Annotated in this window: 14 protein-coding genes; 3 read left to right on the top strand and 11 right to left on the bottom strand. The window is 41.1% G+C overall.

Going from position 1 to position 16,539, the window contains the following annotated elements; translation table 11 throughout:
• Positions 1-68: 68 nt before the first annotated feature.
• Positions 69-485 carry a VOC family protein gene (locus tag MTN96_RS00375; RefSeq protein ID WP_004587607.1) on the bottom strand — a complete coding sequence of 139 codons (417 nt, stop codon included), beginning with the start codon at positions 483-485 and terminating at the stop codon, positions 69-71.
• A 403-nt stretch (positions 486-888) separates the two neighbouring features.
• On the opposite strand from MTN96_RS00375, the gene suhB reads away from it, so the two are divergent.
• Positions 889-1,692 carry an inositol-1-monophosphatase gene (gene suhB / locus MTN96_RS00370; protein ID WP_004587608.1) on the top strand — a complete coding sequence of 268 codons (804 nt, stop codon included), beginning with the start codon at positions 889-891 and terminating at the stop codon, positions 1,690-1,692.
• A 53-nt stretch (positions 1,693-1,745) separates the two neighbouring features.
• Here suhB and MTN96_RS00365 read toward each other — a convergent pair whose 3' ends face one another.
• The 7 genes from MTN96_RS00365 to queA all read right to left on the bottom strand — a co-directional run bounded on the left by MTN96_RS00365 (position 1,746) and on the right by queA (position 10,210).
• Entirely contained in the window at positions 1,746-2,555 is an 810-nt protein-coding gene (locus tag MTN96_RS00365; protein WP_004587609.1) for an ABC transporter substrate-binding protein, read from the bottom strand.
• A gap of 17 nt (positions 2,556-2,572) precedes the next feature.
• Positions 2,573-4,363 (bottom strand): bifunctional diguanylate cyclase/phosphodiesterase, encoded by a 1,791-nt coding sequence (locus tag MTN96_RS00360; protein WP_248530485.1) that lies wholly within the window; start codon positions 4,361-4,363, stop codon positions 2,573-2,575.
• A 318-nt stretch (positions 4,364-4,681) separates the two neighbouring features.
• The gene (gene secF / locus MTN96_RS00355; protein ID WP_004587611.1) at positions 4,682-5,629 is read right to left on the bottom strand and encodes a protein translocase subunit SecF; all 948 of its coding nucleotides are present in this window, start codon (positions 5,627-5,629) and stop codon (positions 4,682-4,684) included.
• Between the two features lie 9 nt (positions 5,630-5,638).
• Complete coding sequence (secD, locus tag MTN96_RS00350) at positions 5,639-7,498, bottom strand: protein translocase subunit SecD (RefSeq protein ID WP_004587612.1); 1,860 nt, start codon at positions 7,496-7,498, stop codon at positions 5,639-5,641.
• A 19-nt stretch (positions 7,499-7,517) separates the two neighbouring features.
• A complete protein-coding gene (gene yajC, locus MTN96_RS00345) occupies positions 7,518-7,853 on the bottom strand; it encodes a preprotein translocase subunit YajC (protein ID WP_004587613.1) in 336 nt (111 codons plus the stop codon).
• A 25-nt stretch (positions 7,854-7,878) separates the two neighbouring features.
• Positions 7,879-9,003, bottom strand: a complete 1,125-nt coding sequence (gene tgt, locus MTN96_RS00340; RefSeq protein WP_004587614.1) for a tRNA guanosine(34) transglycosylase Tgt — start codon at positions 9,001-9,003, stop codon at positions 7,879-7,881.
• Positions 9,004-9,178: 175 nt separating this feature from the next.
• Positions 9,179-10,210 carry a tRNA preQ1(34) S-adenosylmethionine ribosyltransferase-isomerase QueA gene (queA, locus tag MTN96_RS00335; protein WP_004587615.1) on the bottom strand — a complete coding sequence of 344 codons (1,032 nt, stop codon included), beginning with the start codon at positions 10,208-10,210 and terminating at the stop codon, positions 9,179-9,181.
• Positions 10,211-10,411: 201 nt separating this feature from the next.
• Between queA and MTN96_RS00330 the strand changes: the two genes are divergently transcribed.
• Together MTN96_RS00330 and MTN96_RS00325 are read left to right on the top strand one after the other, a co-directional pair.
• The gene (locus MTN96_RS00330; protein WP_096740223.1) at positions 10,412-12,943 is read left to right on the top strand and encodes an EAL domain-containing protein; all 2,532 of its coding nucleotides are present in this window, start codon (positions 10,412-10,414) and stop codon (positions 12,941-12,943) included.
• Positions 12,944-13,130: 187 nt separating this feature from the next.
• Positions 13,131-13,343: a hypothetical protein gene (locus MTN96_RS00325; RefSeq protein WP_024031438.1), complete on the top strand. Its 213-nt coding sequence runs from the start codon at positions 13,131-13,133 to the stop codon at positions 13,341-13,343.
• 120 nt (positions 13,344-13,463) lie between these two features.
• Here MTN96_RS00325 and MTN96_RS00320 read toward each other — a convergent pair whose 3' ends face one another.
• The 3 genes from MTN96_RS00320 to MTN96_RS00310 all read right to left on the bottom strand — a co-directional run bounded on the left by MTN96_RS00320 (position 13,464) and on the right by MTN96_RS00310 (position 16,453).
• On the bottom strand, positions 13,464-14,384 hold the full coding sequence (locus MTN96_RS00320) for a hydrogen peroxide-inducible genes activator (RefSeq protein WP_004587618.1): 921 nt from the start codon (positions 14,382-14,384) through the stop codon (positions 13,464-13,466).
• A gap of 82 nt (positions 14,385-14,466) precedes the next feature.
• Complete coding sequence (locus tag MTN96_RS00315; protein WP_024031439.1) at positions 14,467-15,735, bottom strand: inorganic phosphate transporter; 1,269 nt, start codon at positions 15,733-15,735, stop codon at positions 14,467-14,469.
• 40 nt (positions 15,736-15,775) lie between these two features.
• Complete coding sequence (locus tag MTN96_RS00310) at positions 15,776-16,453, bottom strand: TIGR00153 family protein (RefSeq protein ID WP_004587620.1); 678 nt, start codon at positions 16,451-16,453, stop codon at positions 15,776-15,778.
• Between the last annotated feature and the right edge of the window lie 86 nt (positions 16,454-16,539).

Here is a 16,539-nt window from a genome sequence, read left to right as displayed (position 1 = left end):
ACGGGTAAAAACACAATGGGTAGAAAAGCCATATTATGCGCTTTTCTACACCGTTATTTATGCCTATTTTATAAGTCGTTATTACGCTCGCTTGGAATGTCACTCATATACTGCACAAACTCAACCTCGAACCCGGCTGGGTCTAAGTAATATACGTTTTTTCTAAATGGGTTTTCTGCGCCCTCTTTATCAATGCTAAATCCGGCGTGTTTTAAGCGCTGTATAACAGCGTCTAGGTTGTTTGTAACGTAGGCAAAATGAGCCAGTCCGACTTGGTGCCCTGCCAAATCTCTGTTTTTATGCTCGCCATTATCGCTTATAGCAATGTAATGGTTATCGTCGCCAAAATGTACCCAGCGCTTAGGTTTACCATACCAAGTGTTATGCCCTTCACTTCTAATAGACCAATAAGGAAAGGCTGCTTGGTAAAATTTAAGCATGGCATTTATATCGTTTACTACTAAATGTACGTGTTCTAATTTCATTATTATTTACCCTAGTTGATTGCTTAAACACAAGATAAAACCTCAAGCTAACTTTAGGTAAAGCACTTTTTTACTTTTTATTATTATTGGCGAGTACTGCCCTTTTAAGATTAATTTTTACAACAGTATGTTTGCTAGCAGGACGCGGAAGCTTTGCTTCATGGAAGTTATTGAGCTCCCAAGGCTTCGCACTTCGCGCTGTGATTAAGTTGCCCTTTGGTTGAACAAATTTCAATCCATACACGCCAACATGTCTTAGATACGAATAAATTTACATGCATTTCAAGGCCGTACAAAAAACGCACAAAAGTATTTAGGGTTTATTGTTTACTTTATGGCAAAAGTCGCTAAAATACGCCGGCTTAAATATATAAACGTTCTTTTACAACCCAAAGGTAATACCATGCATCCAATGTTAAACATTGCGGTTCGCGCTGCGCGCAACGCAGGCAAAATTTTACTTCGCGCAAGTGAAGATTTATCAAAAGTTGAAATTCAACAAAAAGGCACTAACGACTTAGTGACTAACATTGATAAAGAAGCCGAAGCCGTAATTCGTGATACAATTTTAAAATCTTACCCTGATCACTGCATTGTTGGTGAAGAACTAGGTGAGCACAAAGGCAAAGATGCAGATTACCAATGGATTGTTGACCCGCTTGATGGCACAACTAACTTCATCAAGGGTATCCCTCATTTCGCGGTTTCTATCGCACTTAAAGTAAAAGGTCGTTTAGACCAAGCTGTAATTTACGATCCAATTCGTGGCGAGCTTTTCACAGCATCTCGTGGTCAAGGCGCACAGCTAAACAGCAAGCGTTTACGCGTTACTAAAACCGTAGAATTAGCTGGTTCAATTTTAGCAACAGGCTTCCCTTTCAAACAAAAACACCACTTAGATGCATACACAGACGCGTTTAAAGCATTGTTTACACAAACTGCTGATATTCGTCGTGCAGGTTCTGCAGCGCTAGATATGGCGTATGTAGCTGCGGGCCGTGTTGATGGCTTTTTTGAAATTGGTTTAAAACCGTGGGACACAGCAGCAGGCGAGTTACTTGTAAAAGAAGCTGGCGGCATGGTTGTTGATTTTGCAGGTGGCGTTAACTACAACAATAGCGGTAACATTATTTGTGGTGCACCTAAGCTTACTCAAGCAATTATCCGTGAAATTCGCCCTGTATTACCTGAAGCGTTACTTCGCTAATAAAGTGCATGTAACCCTATTATAAAAAAGGAGCCTATGGCTCCTTTTTTGTTTTAAAAGTAAGGGTTATCGAGCTTTAGCTCCGTGGTATAACCTTTTGTGAAAGGGAGAGAGTTTATGTCTTTTGCAAAATACTCATCAAATAACGCATCAAACTCTCCGCTGTTTTGCATGTTTTGCAACCCAAGCTCTATGGCTTGCGCTAAAGCTGGCTTACTACTTACAACAAAATAATAAATACCGGTGGGATAACTAATAAATAAATTAGGCACAATAACTAAGTTACTCTGCGCATTGGCAACAAGCTCAGAATTAACTTCGATAAATGAGCGAGGAAAGTAATCGATTCTGCCCCGGCTAGTAAGCGTAAACATAGCTTGATAGTTACTCAGCGGCCTTACATGTAAGCCGTTATAGGCCATTATTTTTGTATCTGGCCAATCATGCCCTTGCACTGCCGAGAGCTCACTTAATTGCGCCAAAGTGGTAATGCCTTTAAATTTCTCGACATTTTTTTTACTGGTTAATAAAACGCGCTTGCCTATAAAGCCTTTAAATAGCGGGACTTTAACGGCTATTGCCCGTGCCTCTCGTTCTGGGCTGCTCATGCTCCAATAAACATCTAACTCTGTTTTATCTAGCTCAATCAGGTCACGCTGTTGCTGTAAGCTCACTGGCTGCATTTTTATGTCTACAGGATAATTAGCCCGCTCTAGGGCTCGTGTTAATAGCTCACTTAGGTATTCTTCACGGGCATTTTGCACACTTTGCTTTTGAGCAACATTAACAATCTCTACCCCTTGCACAAAAAAACTAACCGCAAATAAAGCAAACCCACCAACAACTACTTTTAATGGCAACATAATAATTACCTATTTTTTTATACCACCTGTTTATTCTCTGGTGCTAAGCGCACTACGGCAGGCGCAGGCTTTCTGCGCTTACAAATAAACAAATAACTATGGCGATACCGCTTAGCCTCTTTTTTAGCATCTGTTGCAAGTGCTGCAACTTGATGGCTGTTTTTACATTCTTGTAAGTCGGGCTCCACAAGGCCAATTGATAACGTAAGTAAAGGTACAAATTGCTTTTCTCCCTCACGATTTGTAGCCCAATAACCTTTGCTCTTAATGTGCTCAGGCGTAAAAAAAGTGCGTGATTGCAGTTCAAACTGCTCAATTATGGTATTACAAATATACACAGCATCTGATTGGTCAAACACAACCATAAAGTCATCACCACCTATATGTCCTACAAAGTTAGCACTGTTTTCGCATGCTTGCACGGTTACATCTGCCAATAATTTAATCACACTATCGCCACTGGCATAGCCGTATAAATCATTGAACTGCTTAAAGTGATTAAGATCTATATAGGCAAGCGAAAACGCACTTTGTGAGCGTAACCTTTGCTCTATTGCCTCATTAATCGCTACATTACCAGGGAGCATAGTGAGTGGATTAGCATGCTGGGCGTGACGAATTTTTTCTTCTGTTATGTGCTTTAAAATATCACGCAAAGGGGCAAGCCCTAGGTAACGTTTATTACGGGTGATCACAATATGGCGGCGAATATCAAAGTCTTGCTCTGTAATTTGCTGACTCACGGTATCAAGAAGTTGGTTTTCATCCACCACTAAAGGTTGTTTATCCATAAAGTCAGTTACGGGGCACTTGTCGTAAAGTGCATGGCCATAGGGCGCTGCAAACACCTCAGTGAGCTGATCTTTATGTAGTAATCCAACCGGTTGGCCGGCTTTATTTAAAACCGCTAGGCTCATCACGGCTTTGTCTTTTTCGAATAGCTTGTGGGCGTCTTTGCAACGGGTTTCGCTGTCTATTGCTTCTTGTGTAACAGCAAGCCAGCCAATCGCCATTGATTGATCAAACGTATTGCTTGGCTGTTTAAAGTTCAATGCTTGTAATTGCTCTGAGCTGTAATCAAGGCTTGGATTTGAGTTTGGTTTTTCCAGTAAGAAACCTTGTACGTTTGCTATGCCTAAGCTTTCAACATAGGCAAGCTCTTCTACTCTTTCTATGCCTTCGGCTATTACGGCGGTGTTTGTTGCTTTTGCTAGTACCGTAATCGATTTTAAAAACTCTTTTTTAACTTCGCTTTCATCGCAATGATCAATAAAGTAACGGTCGATTTTTACAAAGTCGGGGCATAGTTCAGACCACTGTTTTAAGCCCGAGTAACCAGCACCTAAATCGTCAATGGCAATGGTAAAACCCAGCTCGCGGTAGTGTGCAATTGTTTTTAATAATAAAAAACCATCGTCGACCTTTTCTTGCTCTGTTACCTCAATTACCACGCGGTTTGCTACCAAACCAAACTGCTCTATTAAGTGCAAGGTTTCACCTTTTGGGTGGCAAGGGTCAAGCAAGGTTTTAGGGCTTACATTTAAAAATAACTTACCGTTTAGATTAAGCTTTACAAAGTTTTCAATTGCTTTTGAGCGGCACAATAACTCAAGCTCTGAAATTAAAGCGTGCTCACTGGCCGCTTCAAACAGACGGTTAGGCATTTCCAAAGGGCTGTTTTTAGGCCCTCGACTTAGCGCTTCGTAACCTATAATTGTTTGATTAGCTATATCAAAAATAGGCTGAAATAACGTGGTTATTTCACCGTTACTTAAAATGTACTCTAGTACTTTGCGCTGCATCGTCACTGCAAAACCTGATTGTCGTTTAATAGGGGCATTAAAGTAGCAAGCCTGTATGACAATTTTATGGCATTAGGCGCTATTGACCATTCAGGATTAAATTTGCTCAATTTAGGGGCGGTACAACCTCAGCACTAAGTTTATAGCCTAATATACTGTTAACTATTCATACGTTATTGTAATGGCTTAATTATATAATCGGCTTTAGGCTTTAAGTTCAGCCTAAAAAGCGTGTACGTTTAATCTTAAAGGCAACCAAGCTCTATAAAACAGCGCGCAATAAAAAACCGCTCAATTGAGCGGTTTTATTTAGCGTTAACTCTATTACGGCAATGCGTCTAGGTCTGCGCCTTCTTTTTCAATTACCTCTGGTATTAAATCTTCTTTACTTACACCCATGGTAATAGCTACCGAGCTTGCAACGTAAACTGAAGAATAAGTACCAATGAACACACCAAATAACAGGGCTGTAGCAAAGCCATGAATGGTTTGTCCGCCCCACACAAATAGCGCAATCAATACCAAAATAGTGGTGATTGACGTTACAAGTGTACGGTTAAGTGTTTGCGTTAACGACATGTCGATAATTTCGATAGTGTCGTCGATGCGTACTTTACGGAAGTTTTCACGAATACGGTCAGATACAACAATAGTATCGTTAAGTGAGTAACCAATTACCGCCAATATTGCCGCTAAAATAGTTAAGTCAAACTCTAACCCTAATACAGAAAACAAACCCACTGTAATAATTACATCGTGTAGTAGTGCACCTACCGCGCCCACAGCAAAACGCCACTCAAAGCGAAATGCCACGTAAATCAAAATACAAATAAGCGCAGTTAACATGGCAAGGCCACCCTGCTCTTTTAAGTCTTCCCCTACGCTTGGGCCTACAAACTCAATGCGGCGCATTACTACGCTCTCATCAGCTTGCTTTAAGGCAGTAATAACTTGGTTACCAATAACTTCGGCTTTTACTTCACTGCCACGCGGCGCTAAACGAACCAAAATATCTTGGCTAGAACCAAACAGCTGCACTGAGGCATCGGCAAACCCGTTTTCAGCTAATACTGAGCGTACTTTTTTCAAATCTGCAGGTTGCGAAAAACCAACCTCTACAGCGGTACCGCCAGTAAAATCTAAACCAAAGTTTAAACCTTTGATAAAAATTGAGGCAAACGACGCTAAAATTAATAGCGTAGAAAACCCCATAGCCACTTTACGAAGTGACATGAAACGTAGGGTTTTACCACCCAAACTTAAAATTTGCATGTCCGCTCCTTAAATTGAAAGTTTATCAATGCGCTTACCACCAATAAATAAGTTAATTACCGCACGGGTACCAACTATGGCTGTAAACATTGAAGTTAAAATACCAATTGCCAGTGTTACGGCAAAACCTGCAATAGGGCCAGTGCCCACTGCAAATAAAATAACCGCAGCAATTAAAGTGGTAATATTGGCATCAAAAATAGTACTAAAGGCGCTATCGTAACCAAAATGAACGGCTTGTTGAGGGCTGCGGCCATCGGCCAGCTCTTCACGAATACGCTCAAAAATAAGTACGTTAGCATCAACCGCCATACCCACTGTTAATACAATACCGGCAATACCTGGCAGCGTTAATGTGGCTCCTGGAATTAACGACATTACACCTACAATAAGCACTAAGTTAGCTGCTAGTGCAATGTTGGCAACTAAACCAAACCCTTTGTAGTAAATAAGCATAAAGGCAAGTACAAACGCAAAGCCAAGGGCTACAGCTGTCATACCAGCTTCAATGTTTTCTTGACCTAAGCTTGGGCCTACTGTGCGCTCTTCAACAATTTGAATTGGCGCTACTAATGCACCGGCGCGTAATAGTAAGCTTAAGTTGTGGGCTTCGGCTGGGTTATCAATACCTGTAATACGGAATGAGCGGTCAAGACGAGCCTGAATAGTCGCAACGTTAATAACCTCTTCTACCTTAATAGGTGGAAGTGCTTTACCGTCAGCATCTTTTTTACCCGATGGCTTGTATTCAATAAATACCGTTGCCATGCGTTTACCAATTGCACGCTTGGTAAAGGCATTCATTTTTGCCCCGCCTTTGCTATCTAAGGTAATGCTTACTTGTGGGCGCTGGTATTCGTCGTTTCCTGATTGTGCACCAGTGATATGGCTACCTTCAAGAATGACACGTTTTTTAAGTACCACAGGGTAGCCATCACGGCTCATGATCATTTCTGTGCCCGCAGGAATACGTCCTTGAGCAGCAGCACTTGGGTCTGCGTTTTCGTCTACTTCACGAAATTCAAGCGTGGCCGTTGCACCTAAAATTTCTTTAGCGCGTGCTGTATCTTGAACACCTGGCAGTTGCACAATAATACGCTCAGCACCTTGGCGCTGTACGTTAGGCTCTGCAACACCAATTTGGTTAATACGATTACGAATAATGGTTTCGTTTTGCTTAATAGCGTAGTCACGTATTTCTTTAAGCTTTTGCTCACTCATAGTGGCAAAAAATGCGCGATCGTTACTGCTATCATCAATGTATACGTTTAGTGGGTAGCGCGATGCTAAAAAGCGTTCAGCCGCTTCTTTATCTTCTTCGGTACGCATTTCTACACGCATACGCTCAGAGCCCGCTACGCGGCGAACACTACGGTAACGAAGTTTTTCTTCGCGTAGGTCGCTACGAAAATCTTGTTCCATTTGCTCTAGCTGATTATCTACCGCGGTTGCCATGTCGATTTCCATGGTGAAGTGAACACCACCACTTAAATCAAGACCTAGCTTCATAGGGTTACCACCCAATGATTTTAACCATGCAGGTTGCGCAGGTGCCATATTAATAGCAGAGATATAATCGTCGCTAAGAGAATTACGCAGTAAGTCTTGCGCTTTTAGCTGTTCTTCAACATTTTTAAAACGAACTAATACTTGGCCGCCTTCAAGCACGGTAGACTTAGCTGTTACATTATGTTGTTTGAGGGTTGCGTTTACTTTGTCTACTACACTGAGATCGACATCTGCGCCTTTTGCCCCCGAAACCTGAATGGCCGGATCGCGGCCATACAAGTTTGGAGAAGCATATAAAAGGCCAATGGCTACCACAGCTAAAACAAGTAAATACTTCCAAATTGGAAACTTGTTTAACACAGGCATGTCCTTTTTATTTTTATAATGACTTCATTGTGCCTTTAGGCAATACAGCAGATACTGCCGATTTTTGTACTGTTACTTCAGCTTGCTCATTTAAAGAAATCACGATGAAATCTTTATCTTCAGTAATTTTAACAATTTTACCTACTAAACCGCCTTGGGTAAGTACTTCATCACCTTTAGCCATCGCGCTCATAAGGCTTTTGTGCTCTTTAACACGCTTAGCTTGTGGGCGGTAAATTAAAAAGTAAAAAACTAAACCGAAAATAGCTAACATAATTAGCATTTCCCAGCCACCACTTGCAGCAGGTTGACCAGCAGCGGCGTGTGCGTTTGAAATAAATAAACTCATAATACTTCCTCTATATTTTTAAATTTTAATTTATATCTGCAAGCTCTGGCACGTCTTGGCCACGGCGAGCATAAAAATCACTAACAAATTCTTCTAGTTTACCTTCGCTAATTGCATTGCGTAGGCCTTCCATAACACGCTGATAGTAACGTAAGTTATGGATTGTGTTTAGTCGTGCGCCTAAAATTTCGTTACATTTATCAAGGTGATGCAAATAAGCACGCGAATAGTTTTTACAGGTATGACAATCACACTCAGGATCAAGTGGGCCAGTGTCTGTTTTATGTACTGCGTTGCGAATTTTAATTGTACCTGTGGTAATAAATAAATGACCATTACGTGCATTACGGGTAGGCATTACACAGTCAAACATGTCAATACCACGGCGTACAGACTCAACTAAGTCTTCAGGTTTACCTACACCCATTAAGTAGCGCGGTTTGTCTTCTGGCATTTTGTACGCACAATGATCAAGAATATTCATCATTTCGTTTTTAGGCTCACCAACCGATAGGCCGCCTAATGCGTAACCATCAAAGCCAATTTCTTCTAGGCCTTTTTGTGATTGTGCACGTAACTCTGGGTACATACCACCTTGAATAATACCAAATAAGGCTGATGGGTTATCGCCGTGGCCTTCTTTAGAGCGCTTAGCCCAACGAAGCGATAACTCCATTGAGTCTTTTGCTTCTTTTTCGGTGGCAGGGTATGGCGTACATTCGTCAAAAATCATGACGATGTCTGAGCCTAAATCACGCTGTACTTCCATTGATTTTTCAGGCGACATCATAATTTGGTCACCATTTACCGGCGATTGGAACAACACGCCTTCTTCGGTAATTTTACGCATAGCACCAAGGCTAAATACTTGGAAACCACCTGAGTCGGTTAAAATTGGAAAGTCCCAATTCATAAAGTCGTGTAAATCACCGTGTTGCTTAATGATTTCAGTACCTGGGCGTAGCATTAAATGAAAGGTGTTACCCAAACAAATCTGTGCCCCTGTGGCTTTAACTTCATCTGGGGTCATGCCCTTAACAGTACCGTAAGTACCTACTGGCATAAATGCAGGCGTTTCTATTACACCACGGTCAAAAATCAAGCGGCCGCGGCGCGCTTTTCCGTCGGTGCGGTCTAATTCAAATTTCATATCATCCTCAATGTCGGAAAAACAGTCCAACAAGCTATAATTTAACCGCTCGATTCTACCCTTTTTGCCCCGTTATTACTATTAGCTGCGCTAAATTCACTGCGTATTAGCGCAGGCAAATAAAAACCCAGCGTGCGAGCTGGGCTTTTAAAAACGGTACCGGATAAAAACGTGCCTATTTACGTGTTAAAAACATCGCATCGCCGTAGCTAAAAAAACGGTACTTTTGTTCTATAGCCGTGTTGTACGCGCCCATAATGTTATCTTGGCCGCTAAAGGCACTTACTAGCATTATGAGGGTTGATTCTGGCAAGTGAAAGTTAGTCACCATGGCATCAACTACATTAAACTGATAACCCGGAAAAATAAAAATATCGGTATCGCCAAAATAGCTCTCTAATTTACCGCCGTGTACTTTTGCTGCCGACTCCAGCGAGCGCACAGAAGTAGTTCCCACAGCTATAACACGCCCACCGTTAGCTTTTGTATTAGCAACAGCGTGAACCACCTCATCAGGTACTTCAATGTATTCAGAGTGCATTACATGTTCATCTACGCTTTCTACACGCACCGGCTGAAACGTACCTGCGCCAACATGTAGCGTAACAAACGCCATGTTTACGCCTTTTTGTTTTAATGCCGCCATTAGCTTATCGTCAAAATGCAGCCCTGCTGTAGGCGCTGCTACTGCACCGGGCTTTTCGCCATAAACGGTTTGATAACGCTCGCGGTCAGCTTCGGTGTCTGGGCGGTCAATGTAAGGAGGTAAAGGCATGTGGCCAATGTCGTTTAGAATATCGAGTACATTTTGGCTGCGATCAAATTCAAGCTCAAATAACGTATCGTGACGCGCGATCATTGTCGCTTTGGCTTTGCCTTCTAAAATAACTTCGTTACCAGGCTTTAACGACTTACTTGCTCTTACATGGGCAAGTACGCGGTGTTCATCAACTACACGCTCTACAAGTACTTCGACCTTACCGCCAGAGGCTTTTTGGCCAAACATACGAGCAGGAATAACGCGGGTATTATTAAATACTAATAAGTCACCTTCGTTTACTAAATCAAGTAGGTCGCTAAACACTTTGTGTTCAACATTGCCAGTCGGGCCATCTAGGGTTAGTAAACGGCTGCTGGTTCTGTCTTGTTTAGGAAAACGAGCAATTAATTCATCAGGTAAGTCAAAGCTAAAGTCAGCCACGCGCATAGTCGGTATTCCACATCATTAAAATCGCGCCAAGTGTATATCTATCCTCGGCTAAGCTCAAGATATCTACCACAGTTGAGAGGATTCACCCTATTTTAGATACATTTGAGTAACTACTTTAAATAATCTTGTTCTTATTGGTAAATATCATTATTCTTACTCACCTTAAATAATGATGTTTCTAATTTCGGGGTTAAAAAAGTGGCAGGTAAGCTGAAGTTGCTCATTCTAAACGCAAGTAGTGAAGAACGCCGCACTATTCGCGCCACTTTAGGACATTTAAAGGTATTTGAATTCATAGAAGTAGCAGATAGCCAAGATGCGCTCACTCTGTTAAAAAAGCAGCCAGTAAACATGATTATTACGGGCTTGAGCGTGGGGAAAATAGATGGCTGGCGTTTTTCTCGCATGATCCGCTCAGGCTTACTTAAAACACCTAAAAACACCCCTATTTTACTTATTCCGCCAATTTATTGTGAGCGTATAGCTGAAACCACCGCTCGTAGTTATGGCATAGATGCCGTACTGCCCTTTGAGCACCAAGACATGTTACCGCAGGTGCTGGCCAATGTTCTGTCTACGCATTTAGAAAAAAGCAGTCGCCTTAATTTACTCTTGCTTGAACCAATAGCGCAAAAAGCCGATGAAATAGCTGAGCAACTTAAGCTCAATTTTGCCATTACCCATGTCACCACAAGCCAAAGTGCTCTCAGTGCCTATAATCAACAACAGTTTGCTATTGTCCTACTTGATGCAACCGCTTCACATGCGGGCACATCCGATAAGTTAGTCGAAGAAATACTGCAACATAACCCTAAACAAGCCATTGTAACTATTATTGATAATAACGATGCCGACTATGCAGAGCAGCTGCTGCTGTCCGGTGTTACCGACTTTATAAGAGCGCCATACGACCCGTCTTTTTTAAATAAAGTATGTGACCATGCTGCGCGCCGTGAAGACTTTATGGTTAGTTATGCTGAGTTTGCCCAAAAGGTTGAGCAGTTAAGTATTAGCGAAGTACGCTACAAAGAGCTGTTTTCGGCGCACCAACGTATTTTGCTGCATTTAAATACGGTGGTTTTAGAGCTCGACCAACAAGGTAAAATTCGCTTTATCAATCCTGCTTGGGAAACACTAAGTGGCTTTGGGGTTAAATCGTCTTTGCAAAAATCATTAATCGATTATTGCTCTGATGAGTGCCAAGTAAAACTAAATACGACCATTAACGATATTCTTAATGGCGGCATGCACCAGCAGCAAGTCGAGATTCAACTTAATCATAAAAATGGCAATCAGATTTGGGTGGAATGCCGCTTACAGCTAATAAAAAACAGCCGTAATAATGCCACCATTACTGCCACAATCGACAACATACACGAGCGTAAACAAGCTGAATTAAAGCTGCGCCACTTAGCCCTGCACGATACGCTAACAGGTTTACATAATCGTTATTATTTTGATCAACAACTCAATAAAATATGCCAAACCAAGCACACCTATGGTGATGTAGAGCACGCACTTATTTACATCGATTTAGATCATTTTAAAATAATTAACGACAGCAAAGGCCACCAACAAGGCGACATTGTACTAAAAGATGTAGCTCAATTATTTGAAGCAAACATTAGCGCTAAACATTTAGTGTGTAGAATAGGTGGTGACGAATTTGCTGTTATTTTAAAAAACACCCAACTGCTTGACGCTCACCTAATTGCAGAGAGTATTTGTAGCGCGATTGAACAGCACGAGTTTAAATCTGAAGACCAAGTGTATTCAATTAGCTGCTCTATTGGCTTAACGCAAATAACGGCTAAAAATTGCGACCCGAGTGAGTGCCTTAAGCAAGCCGATATTGCCTTATATATTGCTAAAAGTTTAGGCCGTAACCTAGTGCACTGCTACTCAAAAGATGATGCGCAAAATAACACCTTGCAAACCGGGCTTGAGTGGGGGCATGAGATTCGACAAGCACTTCAGCAGGATAACGTAGAGCTGCACTATCAGCCAATATGGGACTTTAAAGCCAATAAAGTGGCTTATTTTGAAGCGTTACTGCGTTTAAAAGTAGACGATAAACTTATTTTCCCTAATCAATTTATTCCCTCTCTTGAGCTGCTAAACGACACCTTTTTAATGGACCAATGTGTTATTCGCAATGCCATTGCTAGCGTGGCTGAGCACCCAGATTTAAATCAAGTGGCTATTAACCTCTCTGCTCAATCGTTTTTAGATGAGCGCTTATTGCCACATATAGAATCGAGCCTAGAAAAATACCACGTACCGCCTTCGCGTATTATTTTTGAAATCACCGAGTCTGCCTCAGTTAACAATTTAAAAGCCACCCGTAAAATGATAGAAAAACTAAACAGTTTAGGCTGTCATTTTTCTATTGATGACTTTGGTACAGGCTTTAGCACATTTAACTATTTAAAACAGTTACCTGCACAGCATGTAAAAATAGATGGCTCGTTTGTACGCGACATGATTAACGACCCTATTGACTTAGCACTGGTTAAGGCCATTAACGATATAAGCCGCTCCCTTGATAAGCGCTCTGTGGCAGAATACGTAGAAAGCGAAGAGATATTTTTTGCACTAAAAGAGATTGGTGTTGACTACGGACAAGGCTATTTTATTGCCCGTCCTGTGCCTGTAGAAAAAGTACAATCGACGCTTAAAATTATTTACCAGAAGAAACCTTTTATCCAACAACACACTAGCGCCAGCTAAACATTTTTAAACAGTTTTAAGCATTTTATTACTATCATTATTGCACTTATTGCCTATACTTTACGTACCACTTAGTAAATGTCTTGTTATTTTGATGATTTAACAATAAAAACATGACATTACCTATAAGCATACATGACTAGCAATTACATAGAGGTTAAAGCTTGTCAGGTTTAAGGAGGAAGGTATGGCGCAGTTGATTATTTTACTTCTCGTAATACATTGTGTAATTGCGTATCAGTGCTACCGGTACGCGCAGCTAAAGGGCTACCCAGTAGGCGTATTTGCTACTTTAGGCCTACTCCCGTATTTTAATGTAGTGGTTTGGATTTACTTGCTTTTTCTACCCGAGCTAGAACCCTTTGAAAGCCAAACACATAGCAAACAGCAGCCCTTGTAGGCTGCTGTTTTGTTTAATGCTACGCGAGTGCTTAATAGTGGCCAATAACCACACTGCACAAACCCTGTTTACCTAAAACAGCATATTACTGCTGCACTTTAACCTTAAAGGTAAATAAGCTTAACTCTCAAAATCTAAGCTACATTGGCGAGCTAAAAACACTTCTAGCTGTTGGCTGAATAACTTAAAGTCGCGAATTCTTCCTGTGGTTTTACGCCACAGTATGCCTATATCTCTGTAGGCATCACCTTGCGATGGGGTTGCTATCATGTTTTTATCTTTAAGAATACCCGCATTAATCGCCATTTGCGGTAAAAATGTAACCCCTAACTGATGCTCTACCATGCTTAATAAGGTATGTAAGCTTGCAGCTTCAAAAGGGTTAATACAGCTTGAGCGGTTTAGATGACACGCACTCAATGCATGCCCCGTCATACAATGCTCTCGCTCTAATAAAAACACACTAGCATCGGGTAACAAGTTAAAGTCTTCAACGCCTTTAGCAGGGCTGTAATCTTTATGGTGCACTAAACTAAAGTGATCTTTAGCCAATACTTGAGTATGAAACTTCTCCGTTTGGTACGGTAAGGCTAATAAGGCTAAATCAATATGGCCGTGTTCAAGCTTATCTAATAACTTGTCGCTGGTATCTTCAACAAGTACCAACTCTAAATCACAAAAGGTTTGCTTACAAAAGTGATACAAAGGCGCTGCTATGAAGCTGGCGATAGTGGGTATAACCCCTACCACTAACTTACCACTGAGTGGCGTTAAAAAGCTTTTGGTTAGCTCTTTTAAACTAATTGTATCGTTAATAATTTTACGAGAGCGCTCAACGACCTCTTCACCAATACTGGTAAACATAAGGCTGCGATTTTCTCGCTCAATTAGCTGACAACCGAGTGTTTCTTCAAGGTTTTGAATTGCACTGCTTAAAGTAGATTGCCCAATAAAGCACGCACTTGCTGCACGGCCAAAATGCTGGTGCTGATGTACAGCTAATAAATACTGTAGCTGTTTAATACTTGGTAGGTTGGTCATTTTTTCTTTCCACAAATAAAAAGACCCCAACACCTAGGGCGTTGAGATCTTTTCAAGCTAAAAGTCTTTGAGTACTTTTTTGTTAAACCCCAAACGCGGTTCTTAGTACGTAGAAAATAACAATAGCAAGGGCAGCGCCAACTGGCAATGTAATTACCCAAGAAACTACAATGTTTCTGATAACACCCATGTTAAGTGCAGCAATACCACGTGCCATACCTACACCTAATACCGCACCAACTAAGGTTTGTGTAGTAGAAATTGGCATACCTGTACCTGATGCAATAACAACGGTAGACGCAGCAGCTAATTCGGCAGCAAAACCACGGCTAGGCGTTAAGTGAGTAATACCTTCACCTATCGTTTTAATTACCTTTTTACCTAAAATAGCAAGACCGGCAACAATACCAAAACCACCTAGTGGTAAAATCCACCAAGCAATAGCCGCTTTTTTAGCAATTTCACCGTTACTTTCAACAATGTTCACAACCGCAGCAAGTGGACCAATTGCATTCGCTACATCGTTTGAGCCATGCGCAAACGCCATACAACACGCTGTTAATACCATTAATACCGCAAATACTTTTTCTACGTTATTAAATTGCATTTGTTTATCGGCTTTAGGGTCGATATTTAAACGTGAAATCGCAATTTTACCAATAATAGCTACAATCACAGCAATCGCTATTGCAATTAAATAACCTTCAGTAGCGCCTAGGTTAATACCTATATGCTTTAAGCCTTTTTTGATTGTTACTAGCGCCATAATAAAGCCCGCTAAACCCATGTACAAAGGTACAAAGCGTTTTGCGTTTTTAAGTGGTGCATCAGTATCAAAAATCAGCTTTTGCGCACTCATAAAGATTAAGTAAGCAATAAAGCCCGAAATAGCAGGTGTAATAATCCAGCTACCTACAATACCACCTACTTTATTCCATTGAATAGCCTCTGTACCCACTGCAACTAATGCAAAACCAATGATTGCACCAATAATTGAGTGAGTTGTTGAAACAGGCCAACCTAAAAATGAGGCAATTAATAGCCAAGTACCCGCTGCAAAAAGTGCAGAGATCATACCTAAAACCATTAAATCAGGGAGAGCAGCAAAAGGCGCAGCATCAATAATACCTTTACGGATTGTTGACGTAACCTCACCACCTGCTAAGTAAGCACCAGCAAATTCAAAAATCATAGCAATAATAATTGCTTGTTTAATTGTTAACGCTTTTGAACCTACCGAAGTACCCATCGCATTAGCAACGTCGTTCGCGCCAATACCATAAGCCATAAAAAAGCCGACTGCTGCGGCAATTAAAACTAATACCGTGCCGTAAGATGCAATGATATCCATTGTGTAACCTTAATCTTTCGTTTGAACTGATTTTTATAAATTAACGAGCTAGCATCAGCTCAAGACGTGATCCTACGCGCTCTGCAATATCTGCAAGTTCGCCAACCCATTCAATTATTTTGTATAAAAACATAACATCAATTGGGTTTAGCTCGCTTTCTACATCGCGTAGTTGGCGGCGTACTTTAATTTGCATTTCATCCGTGTCTTGTTCTATGGCATCCAATTCTACGAGCATTTTTTCTACTAAAGTCACCTCGCGACCTTTAAAGCCCGTTTCTAACAATTCTTCTAACTCATTAATTGCTTTTGATGCTTGTTTAGTCGCATCAACACAACGTGTTAGATAAGCTAAAAAGTCTGCTTGCATAGCACTAGGAATTGTCATTTCACGGCCAATTACGCGCCCTGCAATGTCTTTAGCCTTATTTGCTATTTTATCTTGTTGAGTTACGAGTTCGAGCAGATCTGTACGCTCTACCGGCATGAATAAACCACGCGGTAATTGTAAGCGTATATCTCTTTTCATATCATCAGCTTCACGCTCTAAATTACGAATAGTTAAGCGAAGCTCTTCTGCTTGCTGCCACTCTTCTTTAAATACGTGATTAAAAAAAGGTATCAAGGCTTTACTTGCTTGATGAACCTTCTTGATGTGTTCTTCCATTGGTTTGATAGGAGATTTTGCAAATACTCCTAAAAACGCGTTTGTAGGCATAACTGACCCTTTAATCAAATTGATATGCTTTGCAGCATGAATTTTACAGTATTAGCCGCGATTGTGAACGCTTTTTATTATTTCAT

The organism is Pseudoalteromonas sp. 2CM28B, assembly GCF_023161935.1.
This window is presented reverse-complemented; position numbering and strand designations above follow the sequence as displayed.

Bases quoted from the DNA above. Each gene is read 5' to 3' on its own strand.
- MTN96_RS00375 (WP_004587607.1), bottom strand. From the start codon at position 485: ATGAAATTAGAACACGTACATTTAGTAGTAAACGATATAAATGCCATG.
- suhB (WP_004587608.1), top strand. From the start codon at position 889: ATGCATCCAATGTTAAACATTGCGGTTCGCGCTGCGCGCAACGCAGGC.
- MTN96_RS00365 (WP_004587609.1), bottom strand. From the start codon at position 2,555: ATGTTGCCATTAAAAGTAGTTGTTGGTGGGTTTGCTTTATTTGCGGTT.
- secF (WP_004587611.1), bottom strand. From the start codon at position 5,629: ATGCAAATTTTAAGTTTGGGTGGTAAAACCCTACGTTTCATGTCACTT.
- yajC (WP_004587613.1), bottom strand. From the start codon at position 7,853: ATGAGTTTATTTATTTCAAACGCACACGCCGCTGCTGGTCAACCTGCT.
- tgt (WP_004587614.1), bottom strand. From the start codon at position 9,003: ATGAAATTTGAATTAGACCGCACCGACGGAAAAGCGCGCCGCGGCCGC.
- queA (WP_004587615.1), bottom strand. From the start codon at position 10,210: ATGCGCGTGGCTGACTTTAGCTTTGACTTACCTGATGAATTAATTGCT.
- MTN96_RS00325 (WP_024031438.1), top strand. From the start codon at position 13,131: ATGGCGCAGTTGATTATTTTACTTCTCGTAATACATTGTGTAATTGCG.
- MTN96_RS00320 (WP_004587618.1), bottom strand. From the start codon at position 14,384: ATGACCAACCTACCAAGTATTAAACAGCTACAGTATTTATTAGCTGTA.
- MTN96_RS00315 (WP_024031439.1), bottom strand. From the start codon at position 15,735: ATGGATATCATTGCATCTTACGGCACGGTATTAGTTTTAATTGCCGCA.
- MTN96_RS00310 (WP_004587620.1), bottom strand. From the start codon at position 16,453: ATGCCTACAAACGCGTTTTTAGGAGTATTTGCAAAATCTCCTATCAAA.